Annotated in this window: 19 protein-coding genes and 1 pseudogene; 11 read left to right on the plus strand and 9 right to left on the minus strand. The window is 61.2% G+C overall.

The genetic code is table 11. The features are described 5' to 3' along the window. The first annotated feature begins 92 nt into the window (after nt 1–92). On the plus strand, nt 93–485 hold the full coding sequence (locus B0G74_RS36590) for a carboxymuconolactone decarboxylase family protein (protein WP_243658499.1): 393 nt from the start codon (nt 93–95) through the stop codon (nt 483–485). A gap of 418 nt (nt 486–903) precedes the next feature. Here the strand turns inward: B0G74_RS36590 and B0G74_RS36600 are convergent, their stop codons facing one another. The 3 genes from B0G74_RS36600 to B0G74_RS36610 form a co-directional block, all read right to left on the minus strand. Continuing rightward, complete coding sequence (locus B0G74_RS36600; protein WP_243658553.1) at nt 904–2,187, minus strand: cytochrome c; 1,284 nt, start codon at nt 2,185–2,187, stop codon at nt 904–906. A 68-nt stretch (nt 2,188–2,255) separates the two neighbouring features. Then, entirely contained in the window at nt 2,256–4,034 is a 1,779-nt protein-coding gene (locus B0G74_RS36605) for a GMC family oxidoreductase (protein ID WP_132381504.1), read from the minus strand. Then, a complete protein-coding gene (locus B0G74_RS36610) occupies nt 4,034–4,759 on the minus strand; it encodes a gluconate 2-dehydrogenase subunit 3 family protein (RefSeq protein ID WP_132381506.1) in 726 nt (241 codons plus the stop codon). Before B0G74_RS36610 ends, B0G74_RS36605 begins: the two co-directional genes overlap by 1 nt. Before the next feature lie 498 nt (nt 4,760–5,257). Here B0G74_RS36610 and B0G74_RS36615 point away from each other — a divergent pair, with 498 nt between their 5' ends. Then, complete coding sequence (locus tag B0G74_RS36615; protein WP_132381508.1) at nt 5,258–5,524, plus strand: hypothetical protein; 267 nt, start codon at nt 5,258–5,260, stop codon at nt 5,522–5,524. A 142-nt stretch (nt 5,525–5,666) separates the two neighbouring features. After that, entirely contained in the window at nt 5,667–5,855 is a 189-nt protein-coding gene (locus B0G74_RS36620) for a hypothetical protein (RefSeq protein WP_132381510.1), read from the plus strand. Here the strand turns inward: B0G74_RS36620 and B0G74_RS36625 are convergent. Further along, nucleotides 5,837–6,091: an H-NS family nucleoid-associated regulatory protein gene (locus tag B0G74_RS36625; protein ID WP_132381512.1), complete on the minus strand. Its 255-nt coding sequence runs from the start codon at nt 6,089–6,091 to the stop codon at nt 5,837–5,839. The genes B0G74_RS36620 and B0G74_RS36625 overlap by 19 nt on opposite strands. Before the next feature lie 328 nt (nt 6,092–6,419). On the opposite strand from B0G74_RS36625, the gene B0G74_RS36630 reads away from it, so the two are divergent. The 7 genes and pseudogenes from B0G74_RS36630 to B0G74_RS36655 form a co-directional block, all read left to right on the plus strand. Continuing rightward, entirely contained in the window at nt 6,420–6,803 is a 384-nt protein-coding gene (locus B0G74_RS36630; protein ID WP_132381514.1) for a response regulator, read from the plus strand. Nucleotides 6,804–7,024: 221 nt separating this feature from the next. Beyond that, complete coding sequence (locus B0G74_RS36635; RefSeq protein WP_132381516.1) at nt 7,025–9,226, plus strand: PAS domain S-box protein; 2,202 nt, start codon at nt 7,025–7,027, stop codon at nt 9,224–9,226. Beyond that, on the plus strand, nt 9,216–9,890 hold the full coding sequence (locus B0G74_RS36640) for a response regulator transcription factor (protein WP_132381518.1): 675 nt from the start codon (nt 9,216–9,218) through the stop codon (nt 9,888–9,890). Before B0G74_RS36635 ends, B0G74_RS36640 begins: the two co-directional genes overlap by 11 nt. 288 nt (nt 9,891–10,178) lie before the next feature. Beyond that, on the plus strand, nt 10,179–11,138 hold the full coding sequence (locus B0G74_RS36645) for an AraC family transcriptional regulator (protein WP_132381520.1): 960 nt from the start codon (nt 10,179–10,181) through the stop codon (nt 11,136–11,138). Continuing rightward, on the plus strand, nt 11,125–11,292 hold the full coding sequence (locus B0G74_RS46010) for a hypothetical protein (protein WP_165924006.1): 168 nt from the start codon (nt 11,125–11,127) through the stop codon (nt 11,290–11,292). The genes B0G74_RS36645 and B0G74_RS46010 overlap by 14 nt, the downstream gene beginning before the upstream one ends. Before the next feature lie 51 nt (nt 11,293–11,343). Next, nucleotides 11,344–11,739, plus strand: coding sequence for a DUF3331 domain-containing protein (locus B0G74_RS36650; protein ID WP_132381522.1), 396 nt, complete (start codon nt 11,344–11,346; stop codon nt 11,737–11,739). Nucleotides 11,740–11,831: 92 nt separating this feature from the next. Further along, a pseudogene (locus B0G74_RS36655) lies at nt 11,832–12,037 on the plus strand (alpha/beta hydrolase); the annotation flags it as partial. A 126-nt stretch (nt 12,038–12,163) separates the two neighbouring features. Here B0G74_RS36655 and B0G74_RS36660 read toward each other — a convergent pair. After that, nucleotides 12,164–12,457 carry a hypothetical protein gene (locus B0G74_RS36660; RefSeq protein ID WP_132381524.1) on the minus strand — a complete coding sequence of 98 codons (294 nt, stop codon included), beginning with the start codon at nt 12,455–12,457 and terminating at the stop codon, nt 12,164–12,166. Between the two features lie 676 nt (nt 12,458–13,133). Then, nucleotides 13,134–13,346, minus strand: a complete 213-nt coding sequence (locus B0G74_RS36665) for a flagellar transcriptional regulator FlhD (protein ID WP_243658500.1) — start codon at nt 13,344–13,346, stop codon at nt 13,134–13,136. A gap of 454 nt (nt 13,347–13,800) precedes the next feature. Between B0G74_RS36665 and galU the strand changes: the two genes are divergently transcribed. After that, complete coding sequence (gene galU / locus B0G74_RS36670; protein ID WP_132381528.1) at nt 13,801–14,682, plus strand: UTP--glucose-1-phosphate uridylyltransferase GalU; 882 nt, start codon at nt 13,801–13,803, stop codon at nt 14,680–14,682. 88 nt (nt 14,683–14,770) lie between these two features. Here the strand turns inward: galU and B0G74_RS36675 are convergent, their stop codons facing one another. The 3 genes from B0G74_RS36675 to B0G74_RS36685 are packed head-to-tail and all read right to left on the minus strand — an operon-like array spanning nt 14,771 to nt 18,165. Continuing rightward, nucleotides 14,771–15,958, minus strand: coding sequence for a polysaccharide pyruvyl transferase family protein (locus tag B0G74_RS36675; protein WP_132381530.1), 1,188 nt, complete (start codon nt 15,956–15,958; stop codon nt 14,771–14,773). Further along, complete coding sequence (locus tag B0G74_RS36680) at nt 15,955–17,118, minus strand: glycosyltransferase (RefSeq protein WP_132381532.1); 1,164 nt, start codon at nt 17,116–17,118, stop codon at nt 15,955–15,957. Before B0G74_RS36680 ends, B0G74_RS36675 begins: the two co-directional genes overlap by 4 nt. 6 nt (nt 17,119–17,124) lie before the next feature. Beyond that, the gene (locus B0G74_RS36685) at nt 17,125–18,165 is read right to left on the minus strand and encodes an EpsG family protein (protein ID WP_132381533.1); all 1,041 of its coding nucleotides are present in this window, start codon (nt 18,163–18,165) and stop codon (nt 17,125–17,127) included. Nucleotides 18,166–18,181 lie beyond the last annotated feature (16 nt).

The raw sequence follows: 18,181 nt of genomic DNA on the forward strand, positions 1-18,181 counted from the left end.
ACGTATCCAATTCTTGGTTTGCCGCTGGGTTAAAGGTTCCCAATTCATATATTGGAATTGGCGGCAATAGTCCGGTTGCGCTGGAAGCCGTATTGAACCTGGAAGCCTCGCTCAAGAAAAGCAGCTTGAGCGCTACCGATATCGAAGTCGTCAAACTGGTCGTCAGCCAGACGACCGGCTGCGACTACTGTGTGGCCGCACACACACTGATGGGAAAAAGAATAGGTCTGGGCCGCGAAGACATTCTGGCGTTGCGTCAGGCGCAGCCGTCGGGCGATGCGCGCAATGATGCGTTGGCCAGGTTTACGTTACATCTGATCACCACCAGCGGCACGGTTCCTGCCGATGTGGTGGCGGCAGTCAAAGAGGCAGGTGTCACCGATACGCAAATTGTCGACGTCACAATGGCGGTGGCAAGCATTGCTTTCACCAACCTGTTCAACCGTATCAACGACACTACGCTTGACTTCCCTGCCGCGGATTAATACGGGAGGTAGCTCTCGCGACGGGCTGGAGCTACACGTGAAGGGATTTTTTAAAGGTCCCTTCTTCGGTTTGCACCGGAAAGTGAGCGCGACTTGAGGAGCTTAAAGAAGGCCTCAAAGTCGCAGATGAGATTTCTTTCGGGCGGCCGATCATACGGGCGATTCATCACCGCAGGGGGCACAGGATCGGCAATGGTTTGTCTCAACTAGACATTGCCGGAATCGCGATGGGAACGCGCATGCCGATGTTGCTTCACGGTGTAGCGAGGCAGATCGTACGGCATCACCAAATGAAGGATTGGTTCGCGGGATTACATGGCCAGTGCGTAATAGCGTGGCACGGCGACAAAACCCATCGACAGCGCGTGCCTCGCGACGCGTCCCGAAGCGGGGGCACGCCACTCAAGGCCGCGTGCGATCAATGACTCAAGGCGGCGCCCGGCGGCATCTCCGGCGCGTGCACCGTGACGGTCTTGCGGACTTTCGCCACATCCGTCGCGCTGACCATCGGCGCCGCGTTGCCCCAACTGTTGCGCACGAAGTTGGTCACATCCGCGACTTCCTGATCGTTCAGGCGCCAGCCGAAGGCGGGCATCGTGAACGCGGAGGGCGCGGTCTTCGTGCCTTCGAGCGTGCTGCCGGTGAGCAGCACGTGAATCAGCGAGGTCGCATCCTTGCCCTGCACGACCGGATTGCCGCCCAGCGCCGGAAACACGCGGTTGTAGCCGCGACCGTCGCTGCGGTGGCAGGCCGTGCAGTTGTCGCGATACACGGCCGCGCCCGGCGCGGTGGCGTCGCCCGTGCGCAGCGCGCGCGCGGCCATGTCGTCGTACGCGTAGGGCGTTTCCTTCGGATCCGTCGACGGCAGCGTCTTCAGATAACGCGCAATCGCAGTGAGGTCGGCGTCGCTCATGTGCTGCATGCTGTGCTGCACGACGTCCGTCATGCCGCCGAAGGCCGCACTGTGTTGCGTGCGTCCGGTCTTCAGGAATTGCACGAGATCGGCTTCGCTCCACGCACCGATGCCGGTGCGCGGATTGCCGCGCAGGCTCGACGGAATCCAGCCGTCGATCGTCGCGCCGCCCGCGAGAAACGCCGGGCCGTCGAGGTCGCTCAATGCGCGTTCCTGCATCGTCGCCGCGCGCGGCGTGTGGCACGCACCGCAATGGCCGAGCCCTTGCACGAGATAGGCGCCACGCGCGATAACCGGATCGGCGTAATGCTTCGCGTCGAACGAAACCGGTCCGGGCGCGAACAGGTGACGCCAGATACCGAGCGGCCAGCGCATCGACAGCGGCCAGACGATATCGACCGGACGGTTCGTCTGGTTCACCGGTGCGACGCCTTGCGTGAAGTACGCATACAGCGCGTGCATGTCGTCTTCGCTCAGGCGTGCATACGACGGGAACGGCATGGCCGGATACAGCGTATCGCCGTTCGGCTTCACGCCGGCGCGCACCGCGCGATCGAACTGCGCGAAGGTCCACGCGCCGATCCCGGTGTTGCGGTCCGGCGTGATATTGGTCGAGTAGATCGCGCCGATCGGCGTGTCGAACTTCAGGCCGCCCGCGAAGGGCTTGCCGGCAGGAGCGGAGTGACACGCGATGCAGTCGCCGGCCCGCGCGAGATATTGGCCGTGCGCGATCAGTGCCGCGTCGTTCTGGTTCTGTGGCGCTGCCGCGTGCGCCGCCAGTGTGGTCATGCCCAGCACAGCCGCCGCGCCCACGCGTTTCATCGCCCGCATGAGGCGCTGGATATCGGTCGTCTTCGTCATACGCTCACCAGCGGCCCGGGGTTCTTCAGATACTGCGTGCGGATCGCCCGCGCCGACCAGTAGGCCAGCGCCGCGACGAGGCCGGTCGGGTTGTAGCCGATGCCCTGCGGAAACGCCGACGCGCCCATCACGAACACGTTGTGCACGTCCCAGCTTTGCAGGTAACGGTTCAGCACGCTCGTCTTCGGATCGGTGCCCATCACCGCGCCGCCCACCAGGTGCGTGGTCTGATAGCGGCGCGAGTCGAAGTGCGCGCCGAATTCGCGCGTATAGACGTTGATCGACTTCGGACCCATCTGCTGCGCGATCTTCTGCATCTGGCCGGTCACGTAGCGCGCCATCCTGATGTCGTTGTCCTTCCAGTCGAAGGTCATGCGCAACAGCGGCTGGCCGTACGAATCGCGGTAGGTCGGATCGAGGTCGAGGAACACGTCGCGGTACGACATGTTGCTGCCGTGCGCGTCCATCGAAATGGTGTGCGCGTAGTGGTCCTTCACCGACTTCTTCCAGTCGGCGCCCCAGTTCGGCGTGCCGGCGGGCGTGGCGATGCCGCTGACCGGCTTGGTGCCCGCCTGGTTCACCCACAACGGCGAACCGCCGACGAAGCCGAGCGGGCCGTGATCGAAGTTGTCGGCGTTGAAGTCGTCGACCGCGACGCCGTTGCCGCCCGCGCCGATGAACGGATTGGTGAAGGTGTCCCGGTCGAAGAACGCGGTGATGGTCGAGAGGTTCTGGTACGCGAAATTGCGGCCGACCACGCCTTCGCCCGAGACCGGGTCGTACGGCTTGCCGATGCCCGACAGCAGAAGCAGATGGACGTTGTGATACTGGAACGCCGCGACGATCACCAGATCGGCCGGCTGGAACACTTCGTTGCCGGCCGGATCGACATACGTCACGCCCCTGGCGCGTTTTTTTGTGTCGTCGAGTTCGACGCGCAGTACGTGGCAGCGCGAGCGCAGTTCGAAGCCCGGCGACTGCTTGAGCGCGGGCAGAATGTTCAGGTTCGGCGACGCCTTCGAATACATGTAGCACGCGTAGCCGCTGCAGAAGCCGCAGAAGTTGCACGGACCCATCTGCACGCCGTACGGGTTCGTGTACGGCCCCGACGTATTCGCCGAGGGCAGACGGTACGGGTTCAGCCCGAGTTCACGCGCGGCCTTGCCGAAACGCTCGGCCGAATATGTGTTCAGTTGGGCGGCGAGCGGGAAGTTGTCGCTGCGCGGCGCTTCGAACACGTTGCCGTCGCCGACCACCTTGCCGTTGACCTTGTACGCCTGGCCCGAGGTGCCGAACACCTTCTCGGCGAAGTCGAAATGCGGTTCGAGTTCGTCGTAGCTGACGCCGTAGTCCTGGATCGTCATGCCTTCGGGAATGAAGCGCCTGCCGTAGCGTTCCTCGTAGTGGCTCTTCAGGCGCAGCTCTTCCGGCGTGATGCGGAAGTGCACGCCCGACCAGTGCAGGCCCGCGCCGCCGACGCCTTCGCCCGGCAGAAACGCGGCCAACTGGCGATACGGCAAGGCGGTATCGTTCGGCGCATGGCGGATCGAGACGGTGGTCTTCGAGAGATCGAGGAACAGCTTCTTGCGCACGTTATAGGTCAGCTCGTCGATGGTGTTCGGATACGCGCCGTCCGGATAGGTGTCGCGATATTCGCCGCGTTCGAGCGCGACGACCTTGAGGCCTGCTTCGGTGAGTTCCTTCGCGAGAATCGCACCGGTCCAGCCGAAGCCGACGATCACCGCGTCGACGTGCGGTTTGGTTTGGGTAGACATCAGGTGCGCTTTCCTTCGATCGACACGGGGCCATACGGATAGGCCGCGCCGTTCTGATTGACGAAGTCCATGAAATCGGCGCGCGCGCCGGGAAAGCCGATCATCTTCCAGCCGCCCATGTCGCGATTGCCGCCGTGGACCGGATCGCAGAAGTAGCCTTCGCGGGTGTTCTGCAGCAGTTGTCCGAAGAACACCTCGGCCGGCACGTCCGCGAGATCGACCTTGCCTTTCTCGAGCGCGCCGAGCACGGTGTCGCGCGTGGCGGCGTCGAGCGCGTCGAAGGGGTGTGCGTTGGTCTTCAGGCAGTACGCGTTGACCGCCGCGATGCCGAGGCGGTACAGATCGCGCGGCACCAGCTTCAACTGATAGCCGAGTTCGGGCGCGCCCTGCGTGAACGGAGCCTGCATGTACCAGAGCGCGCCATGCGCGTACGGGGTCTCCATCTGCCGGTCGATGAATTCGGGCACGCCCGCTTCGACGGCGCCGGGGCCTTCGCTGTCCGGCGGAATCAGACGGTCGACCGCGGCGTGAATGAACGCCCATTCCTTCGCGTCGAAGAAATGCGGCTTGTAGTCCGCGCCGGACGCGCGGTCCGCGTTCGCGTTCGAATCTGGCGCGGACGTGCCGGACGACTTCAGATCGCACGCGGCGAGCGTTCCTGCCGGAACCAGAGCGACGGCCGAGCGAAAGAAGCCTCGGCGCGACATAAGGGGAAATGGAGGCATGTTGTTCGAGTCCGCAGGTCGGGCCGCAAATGCGCTCCCGGACAGTCATTGGATTGCGTCAGCAATGATGTTGGCACCGGCTCCAGAAGTACCTACTATCGGGCGCGGTACGAATCAGTCCCGCTGTGCGGGGATGCACGCGATGCCTAGGCAATGACATACCAGCGGCTGGAGCATTGAACGCTCACCGAGCTGGGGTTCACTTCGGGACACTACCTTGTCTTCATGATAGTGAGCAGGATGAAGAACCGCTATTACATAAAGCTGGAGTTCGCGCCGTTCGCCGGTGGGGCAGGCGGGTGGCCCGCGCGTCTCGCGCGAGCGGGAAGACGTGGATGACGTCGAAGCCCCGGAGGGGCGGCTCGGGGATTGGGGTGCGGCGGTTGGTCAGCGTTGTGGCAGGCGAACGGCGGCCCCTTTCTGAATATCAGTCAAGAGGCCGGGCGTGCTGTCGCGAACCGCTCAAACAGCATACGGGGCAGGACCAGTCCGACGGTCATGGCCAAGCCCCTGTTCATCTCCGGCGGCTCTTCGGTCGGCCAACTCGACCTCGGCGCGACGCCCGGTCCGAACCACTTGCCGACCGGCGTTCGCAAGCACTTCTCGCCGGAACCCATCCCGCTCTCCTCTGACCGTGGCGTCGCCACCAGCGTTACTCATGGTAGTGAGCGCGACACGGGGTGGCTATTACATAAAGCTGGAACCTTGGGGCGACGGCGCTGCGCATCGCATGTCTTCGATCAACCTATACAGATGGATGAGTGACCCATGCGAATGCACCATGTAGATGGCCGTTCGTAGAATGGTTTTGGACGCGCGTCGCGCGTACCTTTAAATCGTGACAAACGATTCATCCGCGGCGCGAGGATATCGTCATGAACAGGACAGCGAAGATCGGGAGACTGCAATGGACATCGTCAAGCTCGCAACAGACTCAGGCCTGCTGGTCGTACTGGACGGCATGATCGGCAAAACGGAATACCGCAGCGTGCAAGGCTCTCTCGCTGCGCTCGAGCGCTTCGCCGATGCAGTCGGCAAGCAGATGGCGACACACACGCATTGCGCAAAGCGGGACGCTCAGCCGCAGCGGAAGTGATCGATGCTCTGGCCCGCCGCCACTGCGCGGCGCAGCCACTCGGGCATCTCGCCGAGACCCGTCCACACGTTGCCGTACGCATCGCGATAGCGAATCATCCGCTCATCCTCGACATCGCGATTGAGCGCGTGTTCCAGCGCTTCGATCGTGATCTCGCTTTCCATCATGCGACGCCTGAGCCAACAGATCAGCCGCTCGCGCGCTTCTCCTTCAAGACGTTCAATGAGTGTCGGCATAGGTCGCTCCTGGGCGTGGATTCTATTGTGCGGATCGAGAAGAGTGGGCCGCGAATGCATTATCGATCTCGCCAATGTAGCGGCTTTGCCCCAAGCATCGTTTAGTGAAGGCACGCCCGACTTCGAATACGCACGACGGGTAACGGCCGGCACTAAACGCATGCGCCGCGCGACGCCGACATGCGGCCTTGATTCCAACTTTCCCGGCCTTCCCTATACACACATATGATTTTCGCGGCGGGGTTTTGTCCATAAGATAGAAACACCTGAACGGCGGACAAGACAACAACGTGCCGTCGTAACCGCATGTATGGCAGAGGATAGTCGCTTGCATACCCATCGGATTGTTTCCATCATCGACGACGACGAATCCGTCCGCATCGCCACATCGAGCCTGGTTCGTTCACTGGGTTGGGACGTCCGGCTCTATGCGTCGGCCGAAGATTTCCTCGCCGCCGGCCAGATCGGAGATGTCGCCTGCGTCATCTCCGACGTGCAGATGCCGGGCATGACCGGGCTCGAGATGCAGCGGCGTCTGCTCGACGGTGGGGTTGCGCTGCCGATTATCTTTATCTCAGCCTTCGCGTCGGAAACGGTGCGCCGCCAGGCCCTGGAAGACGGAGCGATGTGCGTGCTGAGCAAGCCTGTCGATGGTGCTGCCGTGTCGCGTTGCCTCGAAACGCTCCAGGCCGAAGGCGGCGAGCTTCATTGAAGCCCGCTCGCGGCGGACCTCAATAGTTGAATTTTAAAAAATTCGGATAAAATAAGTATCGGATTATGAGTCGGCGTCCTGCATGTCTGACTTTGATGTGCCGTGCTTGCGGCACAAGACAGGGTTCCGGTGCTAGTCAACGAACGTTTGCCTGGAATGCCTATGCCAACATCGCGCCGTTTAGTCCCCCGCCTTCCCGCGCGGCGCGTTCAATCGTCGTCATGATATTCCGCTCGCGTGCCGGCGAACCGCTGCGGCATGACGCGCGCGTGCTGTCCGTTCTCGCGGCCGTCATCGCGCTGGTCGTCTTCCTGATCGACGCGTTCACGCCACTCGATATCGCGATTGCCGTGCTGTATGTGGTCGTGGTGCTGCTCGTCGCATCGACAGGGTCGCGGCCTGCGGCGATCCTCACCGCGTGGAGCTGCGCGGCGCTCACGGTGATTGCGTTTGCGATGTCACATGACGAGCACTACTCGGGCGGCGCGCTGGCGCGCTGTGCCGTCAGCCTGCTCGCCATCGCCACGACGTCGGTGCTGGCGTTGCGCAATCAGAAGAACACCGCAACGCTGCAAGAGCAACTGCAGTTGCTCGATCTGACGCATGACGCAATCGTCGTGTACGACATGAACGATCTGATCACGTTCTGGAATCACGGCGCGGAAGCGCTCTACGGATGGACCGCGCAACAGGCAATCGGCCAGCCGATTCATGAATTGACGCAGACCCATTCCTCAGTTTCACTCGACGAGATTCGCAGTGAGATGTTGCGTTCGGGCCGCTGGCAAGGTGAATTGCAGCGCGTGCGCAATGACGGCACCACCGTCATCATTTCGAGCCGTTGGGCCCTGTGGCGCGATGCGAAGGGTAAGCCGCGCGCCGTGCTCGCCACCAACAACGACATCACTGTCCGCAAGCAGATGGAAGGCGAGTTGCAGCGCCAGAAGGACGAATTGCGCGCGACGATCGATGCGATTCCTGGCATGGTCTGGAGTTCGTCGAGCGACGGGCGGCTAAGTTTCATCAACCGGCGCTGGAACGAACTGGGCGTGACGCTTGCCGACAATGATGGCGATATCTGGCGCTCGATCGTTCATCCCGACGACTACCCCGCGGCGCAGCACGCCTGGAACCAGGCCATTGCCACGGGCATGCCGTTCGAAAACGTCTCGCGCATCAGGCGCAGCGATGGAGTGTACCGATGGATGCATATCGGCGCGGAACCGCTGCGCGATCATGCCGGCAACATCTTGCGCTGGTACGGCGTGAACACCGATATCGAAGAACGCAAGCAGGCAGAGCAGGCGCTCGAGCGCAGCGAAGCGTTCCTCTCCGACGCCCAGCGCCTGAGCCGCACCGGCAGTATTGCGACGAAACTGCCCGACGGCGAAATGTGGTGGTCCGACGAAACGTATCAGATCTTCGACTATGCGAAGCACGTTACGCCCACTTTCCGGCTGATCCTCGAGCGCTCGCATCCCGAAGACATCGCGCTCGTCAGGCAAGCTTATCAGCAGAGTCTCGCGGGCGCGCAGTTCGTCGACATCGAACATCGCCTCGCGATGCCCGATGGAAGCGTCAAATATGTGCACTACGTCGCGCATCTCGCAGCATCGCAGTCGGCGCATCCCGAGTACGTCGGCGCGCTGATGGACGTGACGGAAGGGCGGGTGGCGCAGGAAGCACTCGACCGTTCGACGGCCGAACTCGCGCACGTGACGCGCGTGACGATGCTCGGCGAACTGGCCGCGTCGATCGCGCACGAGGTCACGCAGCCGCTCGCGGCGATCGTCACGTGCGGCGACGCCGCTCTGCGCTGGATGAATCGTCCGCAGATCGATCTGAAGGAAGTCGGACAGTCCATTAACCAGATGATTCGCGACGCGAGGCGCGCGAGCGACGTGATCCGCCAGATCCGGGCGATGGCGCAAAAGCGCGACCCGAGTCAGGCGATACTCGATCTGAACGCTATAGTGAGAGAATCCATCGAACTGGTGCGACGCGAACTGGATGGGCACCGTGTCGAAGTGGATGCCGATTACGCATGTCCGCCGCCGCAGGTGTGCGCCGACCGTGTGCAATTGCAGCAGGTCATCATCAACCTCGTGATGAACGGTGTGCAGGCAATGTCGGGCATCACGGGACGGCCGCGGGAATTGCGCATCCGCACGCGCCGCTTCGATGCGCGGCACGCACAGGTGGTCATAGAAGATTCCGGCACGGGCATCAGCGAAGAGAACGCCGGGCGGCTTTTCAACGCATTCTTTACAACGAAGGCGGAAGGCATGGGAATGGGATTGTCGATCTGCCGCTCGATTGTCGAGGCGCACGGTGGCCGGATCTGGGCGGAGTCGCAAGAGGGAAAGGGTGCAGTGCTGCAGTTCATTCTGCCGCTCGATGAGGGAACCTGTCATGAGCAGTGAAACAGGCAACACCGCGACTAACTCGATTGTCTATGTCGTCGACGACGATAACTCGATGCGTGAAGCGGTCGGTATGTTGCTGCGCTCAGTGGGTTTGCAGGTTGAACTGTTCGCGTCCGCAGATGAATTTCTTGCGTTCCAGATGCCGGATGTGCCGAGCTGTCTGATTCTGGATGTGCGGCTCAAAGGGCAGAGTGGCCTTGCCGTGCAGGAACAGATTGCGGCGGGCGCAGTGCGTGTGCCGATTATCTTCATGACCGCGCATGGCGATATTGCCATGTCGGTCAAGGCGATGAAGGCCGGCGCGATGGACTTTCTCGCGAAGCCGTTTCGCGACCAGGACATGCTGGACGCCGTGGCGACCGCGCTCGGCAAGGACGAAGAACGGCGCGAAGCGGACCGCTCGGTCGCGGATCTGCGCCGCCGCTACGCATCGCTCACGCCGCGCGAGCGCGAAGTGATGGCTTTTGTCGCGAGCGGCCTGATGAACAAGCAGATTGCCGCTGAAATGAAGCTGAGTGAAATCACGGTGAAGATTCACCGCGGTCAGGCCATGAAGAAGATGGAGTCTCGCTCGCTTGCCGATTTCGTGCTGAAGGCGGAAGCTCTCGGCGTCAAATCGCCCCAAGGCACCACCACGCCGCCGCGCGTTCAGCGCGGCTGAACCGCGCGGGCATCTTTGTCTCCTGAACGGCGAAAATCGCATCGTCGTTCGTTTCTCGCTCGAATCCCTGCAATGCGACGCCTCCGCGCGCGGACGGACGCGTCGCGCGGCTATTTCATCTGCGCATGTCCCGCCCGCATTAAACCTTCATATAGGTTGACCCAACCATTTGGCGTCGTAGGCAACCGTATGTACGGCTAGGCGCGCGAGCTCCGTTTGATTAACTTTGAGTCATCGCGGTGCAAGTGTTTCGACCGCAGGCAGATCACTCTATCGGACGGACATATCATGACCAGCTCGCTGCTCTCGTATCCTGAACCCGGTGCCGACATTGCGCCGCAACGCATCGCCAGCTCGATCGACGCCGAGCATCAATGGCGCAGCCCGCGCGCGCATCAAGCGCAGCCACACCGGCAGCGCGGCGATGTGCAGGTGTCGCGCTGGACGCGCAATATCACCACGCCGCTCGAAGTCGTCAGTCACGGCAACGGGTCCGATCACTGCATAGGCCTGGCGCTGAAATGCGTGTCGCTGACCTTCAATCACGCGGGCCGCAGGCTTATGCAAGGGCGGGTGACGGCGGGTGTGGTTCAGGTGACGGCGCCCGCGGTGTCCGTCAGCGCTGTGTTCGAGTCGTCCGTCGACGTGCTGCATCTGTTCGCGTCGCAACAAGTTCTCGCGGAGTGCTACGAAGATCTGTTCCAGCAGCCGCATGCGGGCGACATCGTGCTTGGCGACCCGAAGCTGGTCCGCGATGCCGCACTCGATCGGCTTGGTCAGGCGCTGGTCGTTTCACAGACCAGCGACGCCGCGTTGGGCAAGGTCTTTACGGAGAGTGTCAGCCTCGCCATCGTGTCGCGCATTGTCGCGCGTCAATTCACTGCATCGAACGCGCAGAACCGTGAGGCGGCCGCGCTGCCGCAGTGGCGCATGAACCGCGTGATCGAGTACATCGACGCGCATCTGTCCGAGTCGATTGGTCTCGCCGACATTGCCGCGAGCGCCGGCCTCACCCGCATGCATTTCGCCGCGCAATTCCGGCGCGCGACGGGCCTGCGTCCGCATGAATACCTGCTGCGCCGCCGGATCGAACACGCACAACAGCTGTTGCTGAGCTCGAAGCACAACGTCTTCGATGTCGCACTGAGCTGCGGCTTTCGCTCGCAAGCGCATTTCACCACTGTGTTCAAACGCTTTGTCGGTGAGACGCCTTGCTGTTGGAGGACGAAAGCGAATGGCGCTCGATAAGCAGGTTCAGTCATTTCTCAGGATCAGCGAGGCGTTTCTAAAGCACACCGGCGATTCATTGTCCGTCAACGACGGCCCTAAAGCCGACGAAACCCTTGTGACGGTCTACGCGCACGGCGAAGCGCTTTGTGAATGCGTCGACGCGCTGCGATAGATCCCCATACAAAGCCATTCAACCAGTTAACTCTTCAACCGGAGTCGCGACATGCTGGCAAACGCAAATTTGATTGATCCGTGGATGCAAACCATTGGCCTGTTGTCCGTGCCTGCGAGCGGGTCGAAAGACCGCGGCAGTGGGTTGAATGAAGGCACCCCGGCGCGTCACGTGGACGACACGGCGCTTCACTGCGTCACGGTGAGCTTGCTAGACCGGCCGACGTCTTCGACCGCGACGATCTCCTGGCGCGACTCGACGCGCTGCTGCTATGGCGACCAGGTCTGGTGCGCGTCGCGGGCTCGGACCGAGGGCGTCTGCGCGATGAGCGGGCGCCCGATTCGTCGCGGCGACGCCGTGTACAAGCCGCGTCCCTGCCGGCCTGCGCCGCGCAATGCCGACGCAATGATCCTGACGTCCGCTCTCGACGACGCAACGCGAGCCTGATCTCGCTTCTTTTTCGCGCGGCTTGCGCTGGTTGGACGTCGTCGTGCTCGCTGGCGTTGCCACCGGGCTCACCTCGCGTGCGTGCGATATCTCTGGCGCTGCCATTCTTCGGCTTCAACCGGCCGGATGCGAAGGTGTCGCAAGGCACGATCGACTGGTTCTGGTTGGCCGGTATGCAAGTGTCGATCGAGCGCGCTTACGATTGCATCCGATAATCTAAGCTAGCGCGCCGCACGGCATGTTCACGACGCATGCGGATCGGGTGAATGCGGACTCGCTGGAATTCCTGCAGTCGTAAAGCACAGATGAAGGCTGGCGATTCTCTGCGCGAGTATCGCCAGCTTTTTTATCGAGCGATTGTGTTCTTACCGTGTGGCGGATGATGGGCCTCAATCCGCCCCATCGACGCCCACTCGCGGCACCATTACGTCCAGTACTTGAAATCCGTGATCGTCCGCAGATAGCCGGGCGTAGGACGGGGCGCGCGCGTATTGGCGTCCGTGCGGTGGCTGCTCTGCTTCCACGAATGAACCGGCGATTGCGCGTGCGCCCGGTTATCGGTGGCGATGCGTTCGAGCGGCAGTTGCACGTCCGTCCCGACAGTCATGACCGCCCGCATCAGGCTTGGTCCCTGCAGCGCGCACGATGCGCCGATCGTCAGGCAAGCGGCTGCGGTGAGGTAGCCGGTTCGGAACCACCGAAATCTGATCGCGTTCATCGTGTGTTCTCCGCGGTGCGCTCTGGAGTACATGCAGGGCGCGCAAGGATGGGATTGGACATGCGATCGAGTATCGTCGTGTGGACCGGTAGTTTCTTTCGCGCTTGCACGCTGCTTTGTCTAATCGCATCCGCAGGCGCCGACCGGTCAGCCGCGCACCTCTTTTGGCAGGGATGTTCGCACTCGTGCGTGCGGATAGAGACCGTGTGATTGCGATAGGGCCACGGTTAAAGGCACGCTCGGCGAGCCGCCTTCAGGAGACCGGCATGTGTTTCGATATCCGGCGACGACGGCTTCAAGATGATGATGGGCGGGGTCGTCGATACGGCCTCTGACCTGACGGATCTGAACTTCGCCGCGATGGGGAATGTGATGGGTATCAGAGGCGTGCTCGTCGAGCATCGGGGGGAACTGAAAGTCGCTGCTCGACGCATTCACGCATCCCGAGCCGGCGCTCGCCAATGTCGTGGGCGCATGTCAAGAACTCGTGATGCCGCCTGTGACGACTATCGACGAGGCCTGCCGCTTCGGGCTATTCATGTTGCGCGCAGTAATCGACGGGCGAGGCCAGCGGATTGCCAACCGCGCGAAGGTCAATCTGTTGCGGTAGTGATTTCGTCGGCACGCGTCCTGCGGCCGTGTCGTGATGCATTGGCGTTTGGATAGCCGGCAGGTGTCACGCCCGGCCCGGCGCCGCGTCCGCTCGGAATTGGCAGATCAGGTCCGAGCTATCGGCGAGTATTTCGATCTCGGCCTGCGTCAATGAGCAGATCCGTGTAGCCATAGAATCGGACAGACCGAGTGCGCGCTTTGCCTGCGCCCGGTCTTCCTTGAGCATTCGCTGCGCGAGCAGGAGGTACGATTGGTTAAATGCGGCGATCGCCTGCAAGCTATCTGATTTCTTGGTCAATGGTCTATCTTGCATGCGAAGGTTGACGTTTCATCACCGATCGTTTCCCGGTGATATGCTTTTGCTAAAGCTTACTCGCGCGCATATTCCCGTTTGTGACAAAACCTTGATTCATTCCGCCAATACGCCATATCAACAGTCACTGTTTCACCGGTCCATTTACAGCCAAAACGTTTTTGGCTGTAAATGCCGCCGCTGGTAAATGACATTACTGTAGCGTTCGGTCAATTGATCAGCGTGATCCGACAAGACCACACCCGACTCGACTAATGGAAGACGATACTTGTGCGGGGTTGCCATTCTCGGCAAACCCGAAAGGCCTCGGTTAAACCTGCCCGGCTTCTGGATTCTTTCGGGCAGGTTCTTTTTACGGACCGAGCACCGACATTTCCGGATTAAAGCCTGATCATTCCACACGCGAGATTCAAGTCCCATGCTTAAAGTAACGAAAGCCGTTTTTCCCGTGGCGGGGCTCGGTACCCGCTTTCTTCCGGCAACTAAAGCCAGCCCGAAAGAGATGCTGCCCATTGTCGATAAACCGCTGATTCAATACGCCGTCGAAGAAGCCATCGCAGCAGGTATCACCGAAATGATCTTCGTGACGGGCCGCAGCAAGCGCGCCATCGAGGACCATTTCGACAAGTCGTACGAGATCGAGGCGGAACTCGAGGCGCGTGGAAAGGAGAAGTTGCTTTCGCTCGTACGCAGTATCAAGCCGAGTCATGTCGATTGCTTCTATGTTCGCCAGGCCGAAGCGCTGGGTTTGGGGCATGCCGTGCTATGCGCGGAAAAGCTCGTTGGCGACAGCCCGTTTGCCGTGGTGCTGGCCGACGATCTGCTGGATGGCAGGCCACCTGTGTTGCGGCAGATGATCGATGTGTTCGACCATTACCATACGTCGGTATTAGGTGTCGAAGAGATTGCGCAGGACGAGTCGAAGTCTTATGGCGTCATCGACGGTAAGCAATGGGAAGAGAATATTTTCAAGCTGTCGGGTATCGTCGAGAAGCCGGCACCCGCGGACGCGCCCTCGCGCTACGGCGTGGTCGGCCGCTATGTGCTCAAGCCACGGATTTTTGAGCATCTGCGCGCATTGCGGCCGGGCAGCGGAGGCGAGTTGCAACTGACGGATGCAATCCAGTCGTTGCTAAACGATGAGCAGGTTTTAGCCTATCGGTATGACGGCGCGCGTTTCGATTGCGGCAGCAAGCTTGGCTACCTGAAGGCGACGGTGGAGTTCGCGCTGCGCCATCCCGAGGTGTCGGCTGACTTCGGCGACTATCTCGCCGCCCGCATGACGGAGCTGCAAACATAAAGGATACCGAGCGGCGGGGCTGTGCCTCGCCGCAAGGAACAAAACCGGTGCGGCGTCAGATAGTGTCGTCGCACCGTCCCACAAGGCCTCAAACAGCGCCGGCGCGTGTCTGAATGTTGCCGATAGCGGTGATGAACTGCGTGAACTGGTCGAGATGCCACCCGGCGCTCGAATACCGCTGCTCACGGCTGCCGTGTGAAAGAAGCTCAGTGACATGTCTAACGCACACGTCGTCCGGCGGCTGTGGTTCTTGTGGTCCCGGCAATGCGTTGTCCAGCAGAAATTCCGCGCACTTGCGCTGATAGCAGAACAGCATGATAGGGACGTCATACACAAAACTCACGATCGCGCCGTGCAGTTTCGAGGTGACGACGCATGTTGCCGAAGTAAGCAGATCAACCACCTCGGTAATCGAATCGCCGTACTGAAAGCGCCCCACGGAAACGTTCAATGGCGAGAACAGGCGAGCAATGTCTCCTGTTACCGCGACGCTTTCGTCGTCGAGCGAGACGAACAGCACCTCGTCGACGAGGCGTTGGCTGTCGACTTTGGTGAGTATGGCGAGCACGGCATCCATGTATTGACGCAGATGAATGGACACGACCAGAGTACGTCGATCACCGCTCCTGCGCTTTGGCGTATAGAGAGCAGGCAACGCGAAAGCGAGGTCCTTGAGATTGACAGGTGCCAATCCCGTTGCGTCTGCGACCGCGCGGACCGACGCTTCGTCGCGGACCGCGATGCACGGGATCGCTCTAAGAACGCTCGCAAACGCGTGGCGCCGCTCCGCCGTTGCGAATGGCCCGACTGATACGCCAAGCGCGGCGACGGGCCTGTTGAACCGTCGCCCCGCGTTGACGATCAGCTTTGCAAAGGGTAGTGATGCGTGGGCGCCGAATAGCGAGCCTCCGCCGAAGATCGCTGCCCGCGCACGCATGACAGCAGCCACATAGGTCACTGATCGCGCCGCCGCACCCATTGCGCCAGGACGCCCCCACAATGCCCGGGCAAGCGGCAAGTGGAACCGATGCGTCAATTCTTGCGCGGGCGATGCACCTACTATCAGCGGACGAATCCCCGGTGCTCTGACCGATATCGATTGCAGCAAGTATCCGAACAAATCGTCGCCGAAGTTGTGCCGCCCATAGAATCCAAAGAAAGCGATGCGTGTCTCGCGGCGGATAAACGCTGGATGGACGTCGCCGTGTTGCGACTCGCGAGCAGAGCGAGGGCTTGATGCGGCTGTGGGCGGCGCTTCGGTTTCGGGCACGCTCATTTCAGGACCTCATGTGAAAGTGTGTGCGTCACGGCCGGCAAGCGGCGGCCTGGTACCGGCGTCAGCAATCGCCGGTAGGCTCCCACGTAAGCACGGAAAAACTGCGTGTCGCCGAAGCGGGCACGCGCGTGCGCAGTCGCAGCGGCACCCATCCGCTGACGGAGTTCAGCGTCGTCGATCAACTGGCGGGTGTAATGTTCCAACTGTTCATCATCATTCGCGAGGAAGCCCGTGACGCCGTGGACGATGACATCGCGGTTGCCGACAATGCGGCTGGCTACCGCCGGAAGCCCGGCGGCTTGTGCTTCGATTAGTGCGATCGGCATGCCTTCCCATAGCGAAGGCAGAACGAAGATGTCGGATTGCAGAAGTCGTCGCCGAAGGTCCCCCGCGGGAATCCAGCCAGTCAACTGAATCACGTCGCGATCGATCCAACGGTCGATTGCGTCGGCTTCGCCATCGCCGATCCACACGAAGTGCGCGTTCGAGATTCCCGCAATGTTTTGCGCAAGACGCGTGAATCGCCAAGGAGCCTTTTGATAGGTGACCCGCGCCGACGTGCATACGACCACGGCTTCGCCTGCCTGTCTGTGACCGCCCGGATCGAACCCATCGAGTTTCACCGCATTCTCGACCAGACTTGTGCGCTCCGCACCCAAAAGCAGCATTCGTGCATAACGCAATTCGCTCTTCGAACAGGCAACGATGTGTCCACCCGTCGCATGCAGCATCCGCTCGATCAGCAAAAACAGCTTTGCCTTGAGCGGCGAAATGTCCTCCTTGAGAAAGGCGAACCCGTGTGGCGAATAAATGGTATGCGCCGTGATGCCGAGGAAGCGTGCCGCGATCCGCCCCAACGCGGCGGCTTTCGACGAATGAAGATGAACGATGTCCGGCCGCTCCCGAAACAGAGCGATGAGGAGCCGGAACACGCTGACGATATCGTGGGCTCCGATGCTGGTGTGCATGTCGACGACCTGACGATGCACCCTCGGATCGAACAACTGATCCAGCTTCGCAGTCGGCGGCGTGTCTTGCCGCATGGAATGCAGCACGACGACCTGGTCACCTGCGGCTGCCTGACGATTGGCCAGTAGGGCAACGCAATGCAGCACGCCGCCGCCCAGAGCTTCCGTTACGTGTACGATTTTTTGTCGCATGATCGCTTACCCTAGTTCCTGGATTGCTGGAGCCATCTGATAAGGCAAGAACGGTGATTCCCCGTGTCCTTCTTCATCAGTCATGTTGTGGATGCGTCCCGCGAGCGCGATCAGTCCAATGAGGAATAGCCACGTCGCCAGATTTGTCTGCATGCGTCCAGTCGGCGGAGCGAACTGACGCCAGAGGACGACCAACATCAGGTTCACGAGGATCAACTGAAAGCGGATGCCCGCGTAAGTCACCTGGGTCATGCCGTAAAGCACTGCCGCCAGCAACGCGCAGATCAGCCAGCCGATAGGTGGAATGGCGAACTGCCGCCGGTACACGATCATCACGCCCAGCATCAGCATCTGGATCATCAGAAAGAGCAGTCCGGACGACGCATTTGGGGCCGCTATGCCGGTGTAGAGACTGGTCTTGTCGGCGAAGTAGTCCGGCATCAAAAGTGAACCGCCGATGACGGCAACCGCAACGCCGACAAACATCAGCGTGTGTCCGCGCCGGGTCGTCGCAATGAAAAGCAGGAACAGGAGCGCTGAAGAGAAATGCACGCAGGTGCCGATCAAAGCGTAAATGAAGTATCGAAGCGGCTTCTGGTGTGGCGAAACGCGGGTCGCGAGCAGGAAAATCGCTGACGCGAGACCGAATCGCATCACATTCATGGTCAGCTCGTAGAACATGCCGGGCACGAGCACCAGTCCACCGAACCAGATGCCAAAGCGGCTACGGGAAATGGACCACAGCAACAGCAGCGCAGTTGTCATCGAAATGCTGTTGACGACGAACCGCGGGTCGGGATCAATGGCCCAGAGAAACTGCGCATACGCATTGAATAGCGGCTCGGCGCCATAGCCGTTGCCTTGGCCGAGGTCCGTGAACGCCTGGTAATACGCAGCCGTGTCAGTACCGCTATGGCCACGCAAAACGGCTAGAGCGACCATCGGCAACGCACACGTGAGAACGACGGCAGGATTGGTGCCGCCATAGGCAATGCACAGCGCCACGCCGAAGTAAAAGATTAGTAGGGGAACGAGGTAGTAAGTCATTCTGAACGCCTCGCCG

Source organism: Paraburkholderia sp. BL9I2N2 (genome assembly GCF_004339745.1).
In the GTDB taxonomy this organism is placed as follows: Bacteria; Pseudomonadota; Gammaproteobacteria; order Burkholderiales; family Burkholderiaceae; genus Paraburkholderia.

Bases quoted from the DNA above. Each gene is read 5' to 3' on its own strand.
- B0G74_RS36600 (WP_243658553.1), bottom strand. From the start codon at position 2,187: ATGACCACACTGGCGGCGCACGCGGCAGCGCCACAGAACCAGAACGAC.
- B0G74_RS36605 (WP_132381504.1), bottom strand. From the start codon at position 4,034: ATGTCTACCCAAACCAAACCGCACGTCGACGCGGTGATCGTCGGCTTC.
- B0G74_RS36610 (WP_132381506.1), bottom strand. From the start codon at position 4,759: ATGCCTCCATTTCCCCTTATGTCGCGCCGAGGCTTCTTTCGCTCGGCC.
- B0G74_RS36615 (WP_132381508.1), top strand. From the start codon at position 5,258: ATGGCCAAGCCCCTGTTCATCTCCGGCGGCTCTTCGGTCGGCCAACTC.
- B0G74_RS36620 (WP_132381510.1), top strand. From the start codon at position 5,667: ATGGACATCGTCAAGCTCGCAACAGACTCAGGCCTGCTGGTCGTACTG.
- B0G74_RS36625 (WP_132381512.1), bottom strand. From the start codon at position 6,091: ATGCCGACACTCATTGAACGTCTTGAAGGAGAAGCGCGCGAGCGGCTG.
- B0G74_RS36635 (WP_132381516.1), top strand. From the start codon at position 7,025: ATGATATTCCGCTCGCGTGCCGGCGAACCGCTGCGGCATGACGCGCGC.
- B0G74_RS36640 (WP_132381518.1), top strand. From the start codon at position 9,216: ATGAGCAGTGAAACAGGCAACACCGCGACTAACTCGATTGTCTATGTC.
- B0G74_RS36645 (WP_132381520.1), top strand. From the start codon at position 10,179: ATGACCAGCTCGCTGCTCTCGTATCCTGAACCCGGTGCCGACATTGCG.
- B0G74_RS46010 (WP_165924006.1), top strand. From the start codon at position 11,125: ATGGCGCTCGATAAGCAGGTTCAGTCATTTCTCAGGATCAGCGAGGCG.
- B0G74_RS36650 (WP_132381522.1), top strand. From the start codon at position 11,344: ATGCTGGCAAACGCAAATTTGATTGATCCGTGGATGCAAACCATTGGC.
- B0G74_RS36660 (WP_132381524.1), bottom strand. From the start codon at position 12,457: ATGAACGCGATCAGATTTCGGTGGTTCCGAACCGGCTACCTCACCGCA.
- galU (WP_132381528.1), top strand. From the start codon at position 13,801: ATGCTTAAAGTAACGAAAGCCGTTTTTCCCGTGGCGGGGCTCGGTACC.
- B0G74_RS36675 (WP_132381530.1), bottom strand. From the start codon at position 15,958: ATGAGCGTGCCCGAAACCGAAGCGCCGCCCACAGCCGCATCAAGCCCT.
- B0G74_RS36680 (WP_132381532.1), bottom strand. From the start codon at position 17,118: ATGCGACAAAAAATCGTACACGTAACGGAAGCTCTGGGCGGCGGCGTG.
- B0G74_RS36685 (WP_132381533.1), bottom strand. From the start codon at position 18,165: ATGACTTACTACCTCGTTCCCCTACTAATCTTTTACTTCGGCGTGGCG.